18 protein-coding genes are annotated in these 15,547 nt (G+C 63.1%); 3 read left to right on the forward strand and 15 right to left on the reverse strand.

Annotated elements, in window-relative coordinates; all coding sequences use genetic code 11:
• Positions 1-18 precede the first annotated feature (18 nt).
• From H8A92_RS01085 to H8A92_RS01145, 13 genes are all read right to left on the reverse strand, one after another.
• A complete protein-coding gene (locus H8A92_RS01085) occupies positions 19-441 on the reverse strand; it encodes a hypothetical protein (RefSeq protein WP_212023350.1) in 423 nt (140 codons plus the stop codon).
• Positions 434-2,053 carry a phosphoenolpyruvate--protein phosphotransferase gene (gene ptsP, locus H8A92_RS01090; RefSeq protein WP_229194023.1) on the reverse strand — a complete coding sequence of 540 codons (1,620 nt, stop codon included), beginning with the start codon at positions 2,051-2,053 and terminating at the stop codon, positions 434-436. Before ptsP ends, H8A92_RS01085 begins: the two co-directional genes overlap by 8 nt.
• A 1-nt stretch (position 2,054) precedes the next feature.
• Positions 2,055-2,357: an HPr family phosphocarrier protein gene (locus H8A92_RS01095; protein WP_229194024.1), complete on the reverse strand. Its 303-nt coding sequence runs from the start codon at positions 2,355-2,357 to the stop codon at positions 2,055-2,057.
• Positions 2,358-2,388: 31 nt separating this feature from the next.
• Positions 2,389-2,781: a dihydroxyacetone kinase phosphoryl donor subunit DhaM gene (gene dhaM, locus H8A92_RS01100; protein WP_229194026.1), complete on the reverse strand. Its 393-nt coding sequence runs from the start codon at positions 2,779-2,781 to the stop codon at positions 2,389-2,391.
• Entirely contained in the window at positions 2,778-3,401 is a 624-nt protein-coding gene (gene dhaL / locus H8A92_RS01105; RefSeq protein WP_229194028.1) for a dihydroxyacetone kinase subunit DhaL, read from the reverse strand. Before dhaL ends, dhaM begins: the two co-directional genes overlap by 4 nt.
• A gap of 21 nt (positions 3,402-3,422) precedes the next feature.
• Positions 3,423-4,448 (reverse strand): ABC transporter ATP-binding protein, encoded by a 1,026-nt coding sequence (locus H8A92_RS01110; RefSeq protein ID WP_229194029.1) that lies wholly within the window; start codon positions 4,446-4,448, stop codon positions 3,423-3,425.
• Positions 4,441-5,538: an ABC transporter ATP-binding protein gene (locus tag H8A92_RS01115; protein ID WP_229194030.1), complete on the reverse strand. Its 1,098-nt coding sequence runs from the start codon at positions 5,536-5,538 to the stop codon at positions 4,441-4,443. The genes H8A92_RS01110 and H8A92_RS01115 overlap by 8 nt, the downstream gene beginning before the upstream one ends.
• Before the next feature lie 4 nt (positions 5,539-5,542).
• Positions 5,543-5,671 carry a hypothetical protein gene (locus H8A92_RS41155; RefSeq protein ID WP_420831274.1) on the reverse strand — a complete coding sequence of 43 codons (129 nt, stop codon included), beginning with the start codon at positions 5,669-5,671 and terminating at the stop codon, positions 5,543-5,545.
• A 68-nt stretch (positions 5,672-5,739) separates the two neighbouring features.
• On the reverse strand, positions 5,740-6,702 hold the full coding sequence (locus tag H8A92_RS01125) for a carbohydrate ABC transporter permease (RefSeq protein WP_229181708.1): 963 nt from the start codon (positions 6,700-6,702) through the stop codon (positions 5,740-5,742).
• Complete coding sequence (locus H8A92_RS01130; protein WP_229194031.1) at positions 6,699-7,673, reverse strand: carbohydrate ABC transporter permease; 975 nt, start codon at positions 7,671-7,673, stop codon at positions 6,699-6,701. The genes H8A92_RS01125 and H8A92_RS01130 overlap by 4 nt, the downstream gene beginning before the upstream one ends.
• Positions 7,674-7,743: 70 nt before the next feature.
• Entirely contained in the window at positions 7,744-9,102 is a 1,359-nt protein-coding gene (locus tag H8A92_RS01135; RefSeq protein WP_229194032.1) for an ABC transporter substrate-binding protein, read from the reverse strand.
• A 577-nt stretch (positions 9,103-9,679) separates the two neighbouring features.
• Positions 9,680-9,838, reverse strand: coding sequence for a hypothetical protein (locus H8A92_RS01140; protein ID WP_229194034.1), 159 nt, complete (start codon positions 9,836-9,838; stop codon positions 9,680-9,682).
• 204 nt (positions 9,839-10,042) lie between these two features.
• Entirely contained in the window at positions 10,043-11,107 is a 1,065-nt protein-coding gene (locus tag H8A92_RS01145; protein ID WP_229194036.1) for a hypothetical protein, read from the reverse strand.
• Between H8A92_RS01145 and H8A92_RS01150 the strand changes: the two genes are divergently transcribed.
• Positions 11,094-11,909: a GDSL-type esterase/lipase family protein gene (locus tag H8A92_RS01150; RefSeq protein WP_229194037.1), complete on the forward strand. Its 816-nt coding sequence runs from the start codon at positions 11,094-11,096 to the stop codon at positions 11,907-11,909. The genes H8A92_RS01145 and H8A92_RS01150 overlap by 14 nt on opposite strands.
• Positions 11,910-12,028: 119 nt before the next feature.
• On the opposite strand, the gene H8A92_RS01155 is transcribed toward H8A92_RS01150, so the two are convergent.
• Together H8A92_RS01155 and dinB are read right to left on the reverse strand one after the other, a co-directional pair.
• Positions 12,029-12,238: a hypothetical protein gene (locus H8A92_RS01155; protein WP_229184770.1), complete on the reverse strand. Its 210-nt coding sequence runs from the start codon at positions 12,236-12,238 to the stop codon at positions 12,029-12,031.
• Between the two features lie 113 nt (positions 12,239-12,351).
• Positions 12,352-13,599, reverse strand: coding sequence for a DNA polymerase IV (dinB, locus tag H8A92_RS01160; protein ID WP_229194038.1), 1,248 nt, complete (start codon positions 13,597-13,599; stop codon positions 12,352-12,354).
• 305 nt (positions 13,600-13,904) lie between these two features.
• Here dinB and H8A92_RS01165 point away from each other — a divergent pair, with 305 nt between their 5' ends.
• The gene (locus H8A92_RS01165; protein ID WP_229184768.1) at positions 13,905-14,171 is read left to right on the forward strand and encodes a hypothetical protein; all 267 of its coding nucleotides are present in this window, start codon (positions 13,905-13,907) and stop codon (positions 14,169-14,171) included.
• Between the two features lie 221 nt (positions 14,172-14,392).
• Positions 14,393-15,535, forward strand: coding sequence for a hypothetical protein (locus H8A92_RS01170; RefSeq protein WP_229194039.1), 1,143 nt, complete (start codon positions 14,393-14,395; stop codon positions 15,533-15,535).
• Positions 15,536-15,547: the final 12 nt, after the last annotated feature.

Raw genomic sequence — 15,547 nt, forward strand, 5'->3', positions numbered from 1 at the left:
TCCGTGCGGCGTTTTCGCCTATTTTTCCCGCATGATGCCAATCAGGCGCCGTGTGAACTCCTGGAGCAGCGTGTCGAGCTCGGCATTGCGCTTGGCGCTGCCGAGATCCGGCAGATGCAGTGTCAACGTCCGCTCGTGCGATCCCTCGCTCAGCCGGCCGACCCGACGCGGATGCGCGCGGGCATAGGCGCGCAGGAAAGCGGTCTTCGCTTGCGGCGGGAAGTGGCAGACATCGAAGATCGTGTTGAGGTGCTGCACCGGGATCGGCACCGGATAGGCCGGATTGCTGATCTGGCTGACGAAGCTGCGGTTCTTGCCCATGGCATGGGCGAGGCGCAGCCGCATGCCGGACGGGCGGCTCTCCAGTACTTCCTTGAAGATGCGCTTGTAGACCGCAACCGCGCCGGCTTCGGGCGCTTCATCGGCCGCCGTGTCAGCCAACACTGCCTCCGCTGCTCAGACGGTCGATGGTCTGCTTGATCTGCGCCAGCGCCGAGGCGTTCACCGACAATTCGCGCAGACCGCAGTTCAGCAGTGCCGGAAGACAGCGCGGATCGCCGGCCATGTCGCCGCACAGGCTGACGCTGATGCCGGCGCGGCGGCCGTGCTCCGCGGTCCGTGCAATCAGTTCGAGCACTGCGGGATGCAGGGGATCCATCAGGGGGGCGAGAGCTCCGTTGGAACGATCGCAGGCCAGGACATACTGCGCGAGATCGTTCGAGCCGATCGAGAAGAATGAGGCCTTGAAGCTCGCAATCGCGAGGGCCGCTGCCGGGACTTCGACCATGATTCCCAGTTCGGGAAGCTTTGCGGCAATGCCGTCCGCCTGCAAGCGCTGCACGATGTCAGCGAACAGCTTGCGCCCCGCCTCGAGCTCGTCCGCCGACGTCACCATCGGAAACATGACCTTGAGATTGCCGCGCACCGCGGCACGAGCCAGCGCGCGAAGCTGGACGGTAAAAATCTCCGGCCGCGCCAGGCAGAGCCGCAGGCCGCGCACGCCGAGGAACGGATTGGCTTCGCCGTCGAACGTAAAGCCGGGCACCGGCTTGTCGCCGCCGGCGTCGAAGGTGCGGATCGTCACCGGCCGCTGGCCGGCCCAGCGCAACACCGAATCATAGGCCTGGAATTGGGTCTCTTCGTCCGGCAGCTCGCTCCGCCTGCTGAGCAAAAATTCCGTCCGCATCAGACCGATGCCGTCGGCATATTGCGCATCCGCATGATCGAGGTCGTCGACGCGCTGGATATTGATCAGGAGCTTGATGTGCTCGCCGCGCCATGAGGCGGTCGGCCGCCGCAGGATCGCCCGCGCGGATGCCCTGCTCTTGCGATGGCTTTCGCGCCGCTTCTCGAAAATGCGCACCTGCTCGGCGCTCGGATCGAGCTCCAGCGTCGCGCCTTCGCCGTCGAGCAGCGCAGTGGCGCCGGCATCCGGAATGGCGCCGAGCTGCACGACCATCGGGATGCCGCGCGCACGCGCCAGCATCGCGACATGGCTGGTCGGACTGCCGTGCAGCAGTGCCAGCCCGCCACCGCCGGACCAGTCGATCTCCAGGAAGCGCGACGGCGGCAGATCGTCGGCACAGACGACGCCGCCACTTGGGATCTTCAGCGGCTCGCCCGCGTCGCCGCGCAGGATGTGGACCACGCGGTCGCGCAAATCCGCAAGGTCCGACGAGCGGGCCTGCAGATACTCATCCTCCGCCGAGTTGTACGCCGCGATCTGCTCGTCGAGCGTCGCGCGCCATGCGACGTCGGCCGGACGCCCCTCGCCGATCGACGCGAAGATCGCCTCGATCAGATCCTCATCCTCCAGCAACGCGACCTGGAATTCGAGGATCTGCGCGGCTTCACCGCCGGCGCTGGCGGCAAGATCGGCGATCTGCCCGCTTGCGAGATCGATCGCCTTCCGGAGCGCGAGCGCCTCCTCGACCAGCGTGCCGGCGACCCGCTCGCCACCCGCGCCTGCATCGACGCGGACCAGCGGACCATGGGCAAAGCCGATCGAGGCGGTCCTGCCGCGGTAAGCCAGTCCTGCAGCGCTGCCCTGCATGCTAGCCTGCTCCATCCGGAAAATCGCTGGCGACCAGATCGACCAGCGCAGCAATGGCCGCCTCGGCATCGCTGCCCGACGCCTTGATCTCGATCGTGCTGCCGTGCGCGGCGCGCATCGCCATGATCTTGGCCACGCTCTTGGCATTGATCCACTCGGGCGCACCGGCGACCCGCACCGAGATCTGAGCCTGGAATTTCTTGGCGAGCTTGGTCAGCTTGACCGCCGGGCGCGCGTGCATGCCTACCGCGTGCACCAGTCGTACGCTGCCGGTGAATATCTGTCCGTCCGCTTTATCAAGCATGCTCATCATCCATCATCACTTCGCCGACATCTCAGTCGGCAGAGAGTTCCTCGGCTACGGCCTTGACCTGCGCCAGCGTGCTGCCGCCGGCCGCCTCGGTTGCTGCCATCACGGCGCCCTCGACGATCGGTGCGTTGCAGACGACAACGAGATCGCGCCGCGCAGGCTCCAGCATCTCGACCGCCATTTCGCTGTTGGTCTCGGCGCCGCCGAGATCGACCAGCACCGCGACCCCCTTGGGAGACCAGGCGGCATTGATGGCGTCGATGATCAGCGGCACGCTGGTGCCCAATCCTCCGTCGGGATTACCGCCGCAGAAGGCCACCTTGACCTCGGTGCCGACCATCTGCCGCACCATGTCGGCGGTTCCCTTGGCGATGTCGCTGGAATGCGAGACGATCACGATCCCCACGGTCTCGATCATGCGCGTGCCTCCAGGCCCGCGCACACCGCATGCACCAGCACGCAGCTCGACCGCGCGCCGGGATCGACATGGCCGACGCTGCGCGCGCCGAGGAACGAAGCGCGCCCCTTGGTGGCCTGCATCGGTGCCGTCCGTTCGGCCGCTTCGGTCGCCGTGCTGCGCACCCGCGCGATCAGATCCGGCTGGCCGGCCGCCGTCTTCAACGTCTCCAGCACGGGAACTAGCACATCCAGCATCGTCTTCTCGCCAACCTGCGAGCGGCCGCGCGCGCTCACCGCGTTCACGGCGCTGCCGAAGACGTCGGCAAGATCATCGGGCAGGTCCTTGTCGTGCGAGAGCGCCTCGCCCGCGGCAAGGAAGAAGCTGCCATAGAGCGGCCCGGAGGCGCCGCCGACCGTCATCACCAGGGTCTTGCCGATCATCTTGAATGCTTCGTCGAGCGGCTGTGCCGAGATCGCATCGAGCTTGCCGAGCACGGCTTCGCAACCGCGCTTCATGTTGGTCCCGTGGTCACCGTCGCCGATCGCCTGGTCGAGGCTCGTCAGCTCCGGCGCGCTGGCGATGACCTGCTCTGCGGCCGCCTTGACCAACGACTTGAATGTCTCTGATGGCACCGACATCTCTTCGATCCTCTCGCCCCTCTAATGAACCGCCGTGGCAATGCGCTGCCCCGCACGGTCGAAACACAACGGATGCACCAGATGCAAGTCGACCTCCTGGCCTGCTTGCAGCGGCTGATGCGGATCGGCCAGCGTCACCAGCGTCTCGCCCTTATAGTCCAGATGAATATGATTCTGCTCGCCGAGGTGCTCGACCCGGTGCACACGACCGACCATCTGCCCGCCATTGCGCGCGGCGAGCTGAACGTGCTCGGTGCGGATGCCGACCGTCTCGGTTCCCGACGGTATTGCTACATCCGAGAGCAGGTGTGCCGGCAGGAAATTGATCTGCGGCGTCCCGAGCCGCGAGGCCACGTAGCTGCTGGACGGACTTTCGTAGATCTCCCGCGGCGTGCCGAGCTGAAGCAACTGGCCATCCTTGATCACGCCGATGCGCGAGGCCATCGTCATCGCCTCGACCTGGTCGTGGGTGACATAGAGGATGGTCGCGCCGAGCTCGATCTGGATCCGCTTGAGCTCCAGCCGAAGCTCCGCGCGAAGCTTTGCATCGAGCGAGGAGAGCGGCTCGTCCATCAGATAGATTGAGGGATCGCGGACCAGGGCACGGCCGATCGCCACGCGCTGCATCTCACCACCGGACAGCCGGGTGGCGCGGTTGTTCAGCTTGCTTCCGATATGCAGCAGCTCCGCCGTCTGTTCGACGCGCTTGCGGATGATCGGCTCCGCCACCCGCCGCGCCGGCGAGCGCAGCGGAAATGCCAGATTGTCGTAGACCGTCAGATGCGGATACAGCGAGTACTGCTGGAACACGAAGGCGATATCGCGCGATCCGGGCGCATCGTGCGTCACGTCGCGCCCGTCGATCATGACAGAGCCCACATCAGGGGTCTCCAGTCCGGTGATCAGCCGCAGTGTCGTGGTCTTGCCGGCGCCGCTCGGTCCGAGCAGCACCAGGAACTCGCCGTCGCTCACCGTCAGCGAGAGGTCGCGGACCGCGTCCACCGCGCCGAAGCGCTTGGTGACGTTGCGCAGGGTGACGTCAGCCATGGCGCGGGCCCTCCCCATTGGCGGTCCGGATCGCAAGCCCGCTGCCGATGTCGAACAGCGCCAACCGCTCGGCGTTGAATTCGAGACCGATGTTTTCACCGATCCGCACCGATGCGCTTGAAGACAACCGCGCCGCGACCCGTCCATAGGCGGTGTCGATGGTGACGATCTGGGTAGTGCCGAGATATTCCGCGCCGAACACCTCGCCGCGAACGGCGCCGGCGTCAGCGAAGCGGATATGCTCCGGACGGACGCCGAGCGCCAGCGGCGCGTTGGCACGATCCTCGCGGATCTCCGGCACCGCAAGCCGGGTATCGTGGAAGCTGACCGCGCGATCGCCGGATCGCAGGCCGCCTTCGAAGCGCAGGAAGTTCATCGGCGGCGAGCCGATGAAGTCGGCAACGAACATGCTCGCGGGCCGGTCATAGACCTCCTGCGGCGTGCCGATCTGCTCGACGCGCCCCTTGTTCATGACGGCGATCTGATCGGCCATCGACATCGCCTCGAGCTGATCATGCGTCACATAGACCGTGGTCGCCTTGATGCGATCGTGCAGGTCGCGCAATTCGCCGCACATCAGATGGCGGAATTCGGCGTCGAGCGCGCCGAGCGGCTCGTCCATCAGGAACGCCTTCGGCCGCCGCACCATGGCGCGCCCGAGCGCGACGCGCTGGCGGTCGCCGCCTGAGAGTTTCGAGGTCTTGCTCGACAGCAGATGCTCGATCCGCAACATCCGCGCGGTCTCCTGCACCCGCTCGCGGATCTCGCGCCTCGCCATGCCCTGACACTTCAGGGGAAAGCCAATGTTCTCCCCGACATTCATATGCGGATAGAGCGCGAACAGCTGGAACACGAAGGCGATGTCACGGGCCGCGGCGCGGTGGAACGTGACGTCCTCGCCATCGAGCAGGATCTTGCCTTCGGTCGGCAGTTCGAGGCCGGCAATCATGCGCAAGGTGGTGGTCTTGCCGCAGCCGGAGGGCCCGAGCATTGCAAAGAACGTCCCGTCGTCGATCGTGAAGGTCGAACCTTCCACCGCGGTGAACTGATCGAACGACTTGCGCAGGTTTTCGATACGAATCTGTGCCATGGCCCTATTCCGGAAAATGGCTGACGATGACGAAGCCGACCGTGCCGGCAAGGATCGTCACGAACGAGTAGCTGTAGAGATCGATCGACCAGGGCTGCACCAGCATGACGATGCCGCCTCCGATCAGGGTCATCGCAACGGCCTCCCACGGCCCGCGACGGAACCAGCGCGCTACACTACCTTTGGCAACCACAGAGCCGCTCATTTGCGCACCGCTCCGAAGGTGATGCCGCGCAGCAAGTGCTTGCGCAACAGCACGGTGAACATGACGATCGGGACCACGAACAGCGTGGTCGCGGCGGCAACCGCCGGCCAGTCCTGTCCGCCCTCGCCGATAATGAAGGGGATGAAGGGCGGCATGGTCTGCGCCTCGCCGCTGGTCAGCAGCACCGCGAAGGCATATTCGTTCCAGGAGAAGATCAGGCAGAAGATCGCGGTCGCCGCGATACCCGTGACCGCCTGCGGCAACACCACCTTGCGCAGCGCCTGCAGCCGCGTGTAGCCGTCGACCAGCGCGGCTTCTTCATACTCGCGCGGGATCTCGTCGATGAAGCCCTTGAGCAGCCAGACCGCGAGCGAGACGTTGACAGCAGTATAGAGCAGGATCATGCCGAGCCGCGTGTCGGTCAGGTTGAGCTGCCGGTACATCAAATAGATCGGGATCGCCACCGCAACCGGCGGCATCATGCGCGTGGAGAGGATGAAGAACAGCAGATCGTCCGCCAGGGGTATGCGGAAGCGCGAGAACGCGTAGGCCGCAAGCGTGCCGAGGAAGACCGCGAGGAAGGTCGAGCCGAAGCCGATGATCAGCGAGTTGACGAAGCGCGGCACGACCTTGGACGGCCCGGCGATGACCATGTCGCGCTGCCGGACCAGCTTGTCGTACCAGGTCTGCGGCGGCGGCAGCTTGGCGATGAAGTCCGGCGTCTGGCGCGTGCGCACCGTGAACAGGTTCACGTAGCCTTCGAGGGTCGGCTCGAAGATCACCTTGGGCGGATAGGCGATGGCATCGCTCTGCGACTTGAAGGCGGTGGCGACGATCCACAGCAGCGGCAGGATCGTGATCACGGCATAGAGGATGACGAGGCCGCTGGCGAACGCCTTGGCGCGCGGCGAGGCTTCGACGATGGAATGCGCGGTGGATTTGGTGGCGGCAGCGGTCATCGTTGCTTCACCTTGTTGAGCGTCTTGACGTAGATGTTGGCGGCACCGAACACGGTCACGAACAGGATGATGGCGAGCGCCGAGGAATAGCCGGTGCGCCACTTCTCGAACGCGGCGCGCTTCAGCGAGATCGAGACCAGCTCGGTGGTCGAGCCCGGCCCGCCCGAGGTCAGCAGGTTGACCATGTCGAACATCTTGAAATTCTCGATGGCGCGGAACAGCACCGCGAGCATCAGGAACGGCACCGTCATCGGCAGCGTGATCGACCAGAACTGCCGCCATGCCGAGGCACGATCGACTTCCGCGGCCTCATAGATGTAATCCGGGATCGAGCGCAGCCCGGCGAGGCAGATCAGCATGACATAAGGCGCCCACATCCAGGTATCGACCAGCACGATGGTCCACGGCGCAAGCGACACCTGCCCGGTCATGCTGAACGAGCTCGGCGGCACGCCGGTGAACAGGCTGATCAGGTAGTTGAACGGACCGATCTGGGGCTGCAGCAGCAGCGTCCAGAAATTGCCGACCACTGCCGGCGACAGCATCATCGGCAGCAGGATGATCGTGGTCCAGAAGCTGTGGCCGCGAAACTGGCGGTTGATCAAAAGCGCCAGGCCGAAGCCTACGACCACCTGCAACGCCACCGACGAGATCACGAACTGCGCCGTGGTCTGCAGCCGGAACCAGACGTCCTCATCGTTGAGGATGTCGCTGAAATTGTCGAGGCCAACGAACCGCAGCGGCAGATAGGACATGCTGAGGTTGAGGTTGGTGAAGGACAGCCGGATCATCCAGATCAACGGAAAGATGTTGATCGCAAGCAGCAGCGCGATCGTCGGCGCGACGAACAGCCAGGCAATGGTCCGGTCGGACAGGCCGTGGACCCGCCGGGCGGCGCGGGATTTGGCAGGCGTGCTCACGCCTGGGATCGTAGCATGATCGGGTTGCAGGATCGTCGTCATCGTGTCCATCGGCTGGGCTGGTTCGGCCTCCCCGAGGCAGCCCTCGGGGAAGCCAGTTCAGGCGGAGTACAGGCGCCGTCTATTGCGAGGCGACTTCCTTGCCCTGCTCCTTGAACACCTTGGTCCAATCCTTGACCAGGAGATCGAGCGCCTGCTGTGCCGTGCCCTTGTCGGCGACGACGTAGTCATGCACCCGCTTCTGCATGTCGAGCAGCAGCTGGGCGTAGGACGGCTCGGCCCAGAAGTCCTTGACGATGCCCATCGACTCCAGGAATTGCGGCGCGAACGCCGCGCTCTTGGGGAAGTCGGGCGCGTCGACCACGGCCTTGAGGGCGGAGTAGCCGCCGATCTGCCACCATTTCTGCTGCACGGCAGGCTGCGCGAACCACTTGATGTAGGCGAGCGCGTCGTCCTTGTGGTCGGAGGTTGCCACCACCGAGATGCCCTGGCCGCCGAGCTGCGTGAAATGCCCCTTCGGACCGGCCGGATTGACGAAGAAGCCGATCTTGTCGCCGCCGACATTCGGGTCCTTGTAGAGGCCGGGGAAGAAGGCGAACCAGTTCATCTGCATCGCGACCTGGCCGGACTTGAAGGCATCAAGTCCTTCCTGCATGTAGGCGTTGGTCATGCCCGGCGCGGTGCAGCACTTGTAGAGCTCCTTGTAGAACTCGAGCCCCTTGGCCGCGTCGGCCGAGTTGACGATGCCCTGCATCTGGTACGGCTTCTTCGGATTGTCGTAGGCGAAGCCGTAATTGTAGAGCACATTGGTCACGCCCATCGTGATCCCCTCCGAGCCGCGCTCGGTGAAGATGTAGGCGCCATAGACCTTCTTGCCGTCGATCTCGCGGCCCTGGAAGAACTCGCCGATCTGCTTCAGCTCGTCATAGGTCTTCGGCGGCGCCAGGTCGCGGCCGTACTTGGCCTTGAACGCGGATTGGATCTCGGGCCGCGCGAACCAGTCCTTGCGATAGGTCCAGCCCACCGCATCAGCCATGGCCGGCAGCGCCCAATAGTTCGGCGTGTTCTTCGGCCACTGCGAGTAGCCGACGACGGTCGCCGGGACGAAGTCGTCCATCGAGATGTGTTCTTTGTCGAAGAAGTCGTTGAGCTTGACGTACCACTTGTTCTCGGCGGCGCCGCCGATCCACTGGCTGTCACCGATGATCAGGTCGCAGAGCTTGCCGTGAGAGTTCAGCTCGTTGAGGAAGCGATCGGCGTAGCTCGTCCAGGGGACGAACTCGTATTTCATCTCGATGCCGGATTGCTTGGTGAAGTCCTTGCCCAACTCGACCAGCGCGTTGGCAGGATCCCAAGCCGCCCAGCAAAGTGTCAGCTGCTTGCCTTGCGCTGCGGCTTGCCCGCCGCCGAGCCCCCCGAGGGCTGCGGCCGCAACAACCACGGACGCCGCCGTACTGCGTAACCATCCCAATCTTCGCATATCCATTTCCTCCATATCGTTGAAGCACCTAACCCGCTCGACGCATCCCTGCCGGATTGACGCCGAGGATTTCGAAAACGAGTTGATGAGCGATGATGGAGGGCGAAACGAAGCGCTCCCGGACATTGCAGTCCGGATGGCTGGGCTCCTCCCACACATCTGCTCGATGCGCGATGTTTATCGTTTTTGTAATACTAAACGTATTACTAAATTCGGGAGGCCGTCAAGGCGGTTTCTCGCATGCCCCAAAGAAAGGCTCGCCGCGTTCGTTGCTACGAACGCATCCACCGCAGTGCAGCGATGGGGACTCGCGGACTTCCAGCGGGCGACGATCGCCGCGCGGATCATCGCAGAGCGCAAGGAGGCCGAATTTTGCTGTATTGCAGCAGAATCTCATCGCAGCCGCACGATGACATGAAAGGCTGCGACGACTGACCTCCAATTACGACGAATCAGATCGCAGCTCACGCTCAGTCTTGACGGATGTGCCTGGCAACGCGACCCGGCGCTACGCCGGTCGCGAAAAACACCAAGCCTGGCCCGGCATCCGTGTTTAATAAATCATTTTACTGAACGTTCATTCCCCTCGAACACCGGTCGGCGGCTCGATATCCTTGTCGAACGCATCGGCGGTGTTGGCAGAGCCGCGTTGCGCATCCGCCGCAGCGCGGCGATCGGCAGCATTGCCGTCGAGCGCCTGGCAACCCCCGCCATCGCGACGTGAAACAAGATGCACGATGCAGTCGATGCCGCTTCACAGCGGGAGAACCGGACACGCGTGCCCGAAGCGAGTGCCTACGGACAATCCGACGCCGCATCGAATCCTGGGCCGTTAAGCGATGCTATGAGAAGGCGTCACGCTGCATTTCAGCGAAACTTAGACACGTCCATCTGTCGTGCGACAAAGATTGCCTTGGCCACCCCGATGGGGGCGCCGCCATCAATCAGGTATCCATCTGATGGAAGCCGGATCGGCGGGCCGAGTGGTCGTGTACGTGATCAAATCGTATCCGCGCTCGACGACGAGATCGGCTGCCTCGATGAAACCATCGTTATTCCCGTCGCTCGAGCTATGCATGGTAACATCGCTCATGCGGACATCCTGGTTCGTCAGCGATAGCCTGACGACGCCCTGATGGTCTCGAATTGGCTTGCAAATCGGAATGAGCCTCGCCTCAAAGTTTGTCGGGTGATAGGGCTTGAGGCGCAGGTTCTTGTAGAAGGCTCTGTCTCCCTCGATCGACAGCACGCTTTTGCAGGCTGCTGAATTGACCATGAGGCCACGGACCGATGCATCCGACCCGACGTAGATCGAATAGGTCTCTCCGCGTTCAAGCCTGGCACCGGAGAACGTTATCAGCCTCGAGGTGTATTCGACCGGCGCGCTCTGTATCTGATCCTTGAGGGGGACGCGTTCGTAAGCCGCGAACGCAAACGTGCGTTTGCACGTTGCAGTCTCCGCACTTCTTATCTTAGTCAAGAAATTGCCAAGGTGCGCCGCTATCTCTCCCGACAGGAATTCGGCCGGATGACTGCCGTCCGCGTATAATTCCTTCGCATCCACGTTCCTGGATTTGGCGACGGCTGCAATGATGTCCCTCACATCAAGGTAGTACCAATCCTGCTTCTGGCAGACCGAGATGCAGGCAGAGATGATCGTTCTTGATGCATTGACGTCGCTCACCGGTATGCAGACGAAAACCGGTTCGCAATTGGCGCGTTTGGCAGAATGCCCAATCCACTCAACCCATCTCACGACATCGTAATAGTCGATCGCATTGGCCGAAAGGAGCGAAAAATCGATGACGCACGTATCGACAATGCAGAACTCCGAGCCTTGAAAGAAGTCGCCCTGGGCGAAGTAAGGACCGAGCAAGGACGGCGACGCGCCGATCCTCCCAGATGATTTCACAGCAATCGCGTCGTCAGCATCAAGGAACTTTTGGAAGAAACCCGCCTTCAGGATGCTGTTTGACTGCCCCAGGATCGAAATGTTCAGCGACATCGGATTGACCGCCCTCAGATGGAACCGCTCAATGACATCGAACACACCCGATGGAGACCGCCGTCACACCGCGTCAACGACATCGATTTTCTATGCTGCAGTGACGTTAACAATTGTCGCGGCGCTCTGTCTACCATCCGAGGGCCGAGCGCAGCAGAGCCCGAGATCCGCATGCGACAAGATCGATACGCAATTCGCCGTATCACCGACCGTGCCAGACAATGCGGATGCGCTCCGCAAATATGAAAGAAATGTGTCCGGTCTATCCAGCGACGTCTCAACAGTCATGCTTGGCGACTCGCTCGTCGAGGCGTGGCCGAAGGATTTATCGGCGACGCTTGGCGCCGGCGTTGTGGCCAATCTCGGCGTCGGACGCGACAGGATTCAGAACACGCTCTGGTTCATCGAACACGACCGCGAGCGATTGCGGCAAATCAAGCCGAAGACCATTGTCGTGCTGGTCGGAACCAACAACATCTATCTCGATAAGCCATGCGGCGTGATGGAATCATATCGCAAGCTGTTTGGTGAGATCAGATCGCTGTGGCCGGGCGGCACGATCTACAGCATCCATATCCTGCCGCGCGGCGAGCAAATGAAGGGCGCGGCCGATAACATTGCATATGTCAATTCCGAGCTCAGCAGGAGAAGCAGGGAACTCGGAATCAGAACGATCGACGCCTCCAGCGTCGCATGCGGGACGACGCCGTGCGCCAACTACAAGGGCGACCTCCTGCACCTGACGCCGCCCGGGTACGAAGTCCTCACCCGGATCACCCGGCAAGGCATTGGCTCGCCCTGATTATCCAGCTCGAATGCGATGCGACGAGTGGCCGACGATCACTCGTTGCAGGAAATCGCCTGTCGCAGATCGCCCGTCAAATAAGCGAAGCGCCTACCCCGCCTGCCACAGCCGATCTGTCAAGTCAGCATCGAGATGATCGATTGAAGCTGATCGGACGCTGACGTCACGAACCCATCGAACGACGTCTGGCCGTGGGCTGCGGCCCGCAGGATGCATTCGGCAACGGCGGCCTTGAGACCGAAGACGGATTGATCCGCCGGCACACTTGCCATGACCGTGTCCAACGCATCGCGCATCGTCTGGATCAGCTCGGAGCTGTACTTCATGGCTCGTCCTCCGCATCCCCAGAATAGACCGAACGCGTGAGCTCACCACTCACGAGCCTGCGATTCCAAATTGCCATTTCTTAATGTGCTGACAAGCGCGTGAACCAGCGGGCTTAGAGGTCTTTCTCGGCCAGCCTGCGAAACGCGTCTGGCACCGAACGAACTGCCTCGAGCGCGGCCGAACCGTATCCGATCGCTTCCCAGCCGAAGCGATCGCGGATCCTGTCGATCGCACAGTCGGCCGCCCAGCGGGCCATCGCGGTCGGGCTGCCGGGGCGTAGCGCTTCATCCGCCAGTCCGAGCGGAAGCTCCAGCGCAAGATCCCAGTGCTCCTCGAGATGCGACACCGAGATCGCCAGCAGCGAGATGATCTTCTCGCCCGGGTGGTCAGCTAACGTGACGCGCACCAGATTCTCGGCGAGCCGGGCGAGGGTCACCGTCGTGCACACCGGCGCATCGAGCGTGATCGAGCGCGTCACCGACTTCATGTCGGCGAAACGAACGCGCACCGTCACGGTTCGTCCGGGCCGGGCTTTCGCCCGAAGCCGCGTGGCGACGCGATCCGCGAGATGAAGCAGCGTCGGGCGAATGATCTGCACGACCGCGGGTTTTCGGCCAAGCGCCGACTGCGCTCCTGCCGATCGCGCGCGCCGATGCGGCTTGAGTTGTCGCGGATCGCGGTTCCAGGCCAGCGCTGCAAGTTTCTCTCCGGCCGCCGGACCGAGCAACCGCGTCAGCGAACGTTCCGACAATTCGGCGAGCTGCCCGATGGTCGCGACACCGATCGCGTCCAGCCGCGTCCTCGTGACCGGCCCTACTCCCCACATCAACTCAACCTGCAATGCGTGAAGGAAGCTGAGCTCGGCGGCGGGATCAACGACGACGAGCCCGTCAGGCTTTGCGACCTGCGAGGCGATCTTTGCCAGATGCTTGGTGCGCGCGACGCCCACCGAGATCGGAAGCCCAAGCTCGGTGCGCACCCGCCGCCGGATCGTCGCCGCTATTTCGGCGGGCGTTCCGAACAGATGAGTGCAGCCGGCAACGTCCGCGAACGCCTCGTCGATAGAAATGCGCTCGACGAGCGGCGTGAAGTCACCGATCACCTTGATGGCCGCATCGCCCAGCCGTTGATAATCGCTGAAGTGGCCACCGACGAAAATGAGTTGCGGACACAGCCGGCGCGCGTCCCGTCCCGACATGCCGCCATACACCCCGAAAGCCTTGGCCTCGTAGGACGCGGCAAGCACAACGCCGCCCCCGACGGCGATCGGCTTGCCTCGCAGCGACGGTTCAAGCAGCTGCTCGACCGACGCGTAAAATGCATCCAGGTCCGCGTGAAGGATGGTGGCTGCATCTGCCATCTCGCCCCATTCGCTCCTGACTTGACCGATGCCGCTCGCCTTGGGCGGAGCCGCGGACATTAGAACAAAACAGGAACATGCTCAACCTCGCTTTTTGTCGTCGCGGCGGGCGACGCTATGGAGCCGCGGGCCGACAGCAGCTGGCGAAGGGATCCGCGCGAGGCGCGTCGGCAGATCGCTCCACATCCACGATGGCACGCGCTGCCAAGGATCGACGCGGCGACACGCGGCTCTCGCCGGGCCGGGCCGACCCGCTGATCTGCCGCCGACTTTGACGAACAGGGTTTTTCGGATAGACATTTGGGATGACCGACCACTCTCATCAGGTGGACTTCCAAGCCGCGGCCTACCTTTACAAATGGCCTTCTCTCAACAATTCCCGGCGAGAGGATCGCGCGCCTTACATGGTCGTCAACGGTACGCTCGACCATTGCATTCGGGATTTCATGAGCAAGCCCGAGAAGACGCGACACCTCTACGAAATCCGGACCAGGTCGCAGCCTCCCCTCGTCCCCGACGTGTTGTCGCCGGAGCATGTGATCGAGCTTTCCAGGCTTCGCGAGTTTCTCTGAAGCGTCGTTTCAGCAGACATGATCCCGGCGCGTGCCGGTCGCGAGCAGCTTATCCATCCGTCGTACGCCTGGAGCCGGATTGTTTGCCCGGTTAGGGCTCGCTACAATCGCTCGGCTCTCTGGCTAACGGGTGTCCATTGCGGCATCATAACCCCGCGTCGATCTCCGGTGAGACTCGCGAATCACCAACCGACCGTTGATGGGGTATCGAGAGGCGCCGCATGCGATTCAATCTGGCGATCTTGAATGTGCTGGCCGCAAGACCCGAGCAGCGGATTCCACTCGAGGAGGTCAGCCGCGAAGTCAAGCGCATGATCGCGGCGGGCGATGCGGCCACGAAGTTGAAGCGATCGTCCGAACTTGGCGACGCCGACGTGTTCCAGTCCGGATGGGCCTCGATCAATGAAGCCGGACTACAGATCACAGATTCCGGGCTCGCGCTCCTGCGTTCGCTTGAAGCTTCCCGCGCCGAACAGGAACGCATCGAGCAGGAGCGCAACGCGCAGGAACTCGACGAACAGCAAGCAGAGCGCCTGGAGATCGTTGCCGCCGACACACACGATGCGGTCAGCGCTGCTGTTGTCGACCGGTCCGACGACATTGATCGGCAAATCCCCCGCGCGATGGATCACGACCTCGCCGATCGCACGACCTCGACCGCAAGCCCAGCCGCAGCCCCCGAGCTGCTTGCGCATGCCCCGATCGTTCTAGAGCCGACATTTGGCTCCATTCACGAAACGGACCAAAGCGGTTCTCGGCTCTCGCGACTTGTAAAATTCCTCCGCAGCACCATGCCGGGATTTGCGCGAGCGCGGCGTCGGCGTTCCGTGGGCGACGTGCCGGATCGGAAAGCGGTCAATGACGTCGGACTGCCGGGGCTGGCGGTTGCATGTCTCAGCCTGATCTCGGTCGTTGCCTGCGTTGCAGCAGCGATTTCGCTCGGCCAGAACTCTTCCCTGAAATCCGACATCGTCGCGCTGCGCCGCGAACTCGTCCCGTTGAGGGAACGTCTGGCACGCCTCGAACAGGACGCCGCGAAACGCGAGGCTGCGCAACAGGAAGAAGCGGAAAGCAAGGCCGCGGCGGAAAAGAAGGCGGCGAGCAGCGAACAGCCCGCACTCAGCCTCTCGCGAGAAGAGATTCAATTGATCAGGGAGTACATCAAGGCCGCGCCTTCGGCCGGCACAGGGGGGCCGTCGATCAACGTCGGTGATCCCGTCACCGGCGGAATGATCCCACTGCCGTCACCGCTGACCGAAAAAGTTCCGAGGCTGGTCGGTGCACGGTTTGCCATCCGCAACGGCGCCATCATCATCAGCACACGAAACAGCCGCCGCGTCGATGCCGTGCTGATGTCGAACTAGGGCGTGATGAGA

Source organism: Bradyrhizobium acaciae (assembly GCF_020889785.1).
Taxonomy (GTDB): Bacteria; Pseudomonadota; Alphaproteobacteria; order Rhizobiales; family Xanthobacteraceae; genus Bradyrhizobium; species Bradyrhizobium acaciae.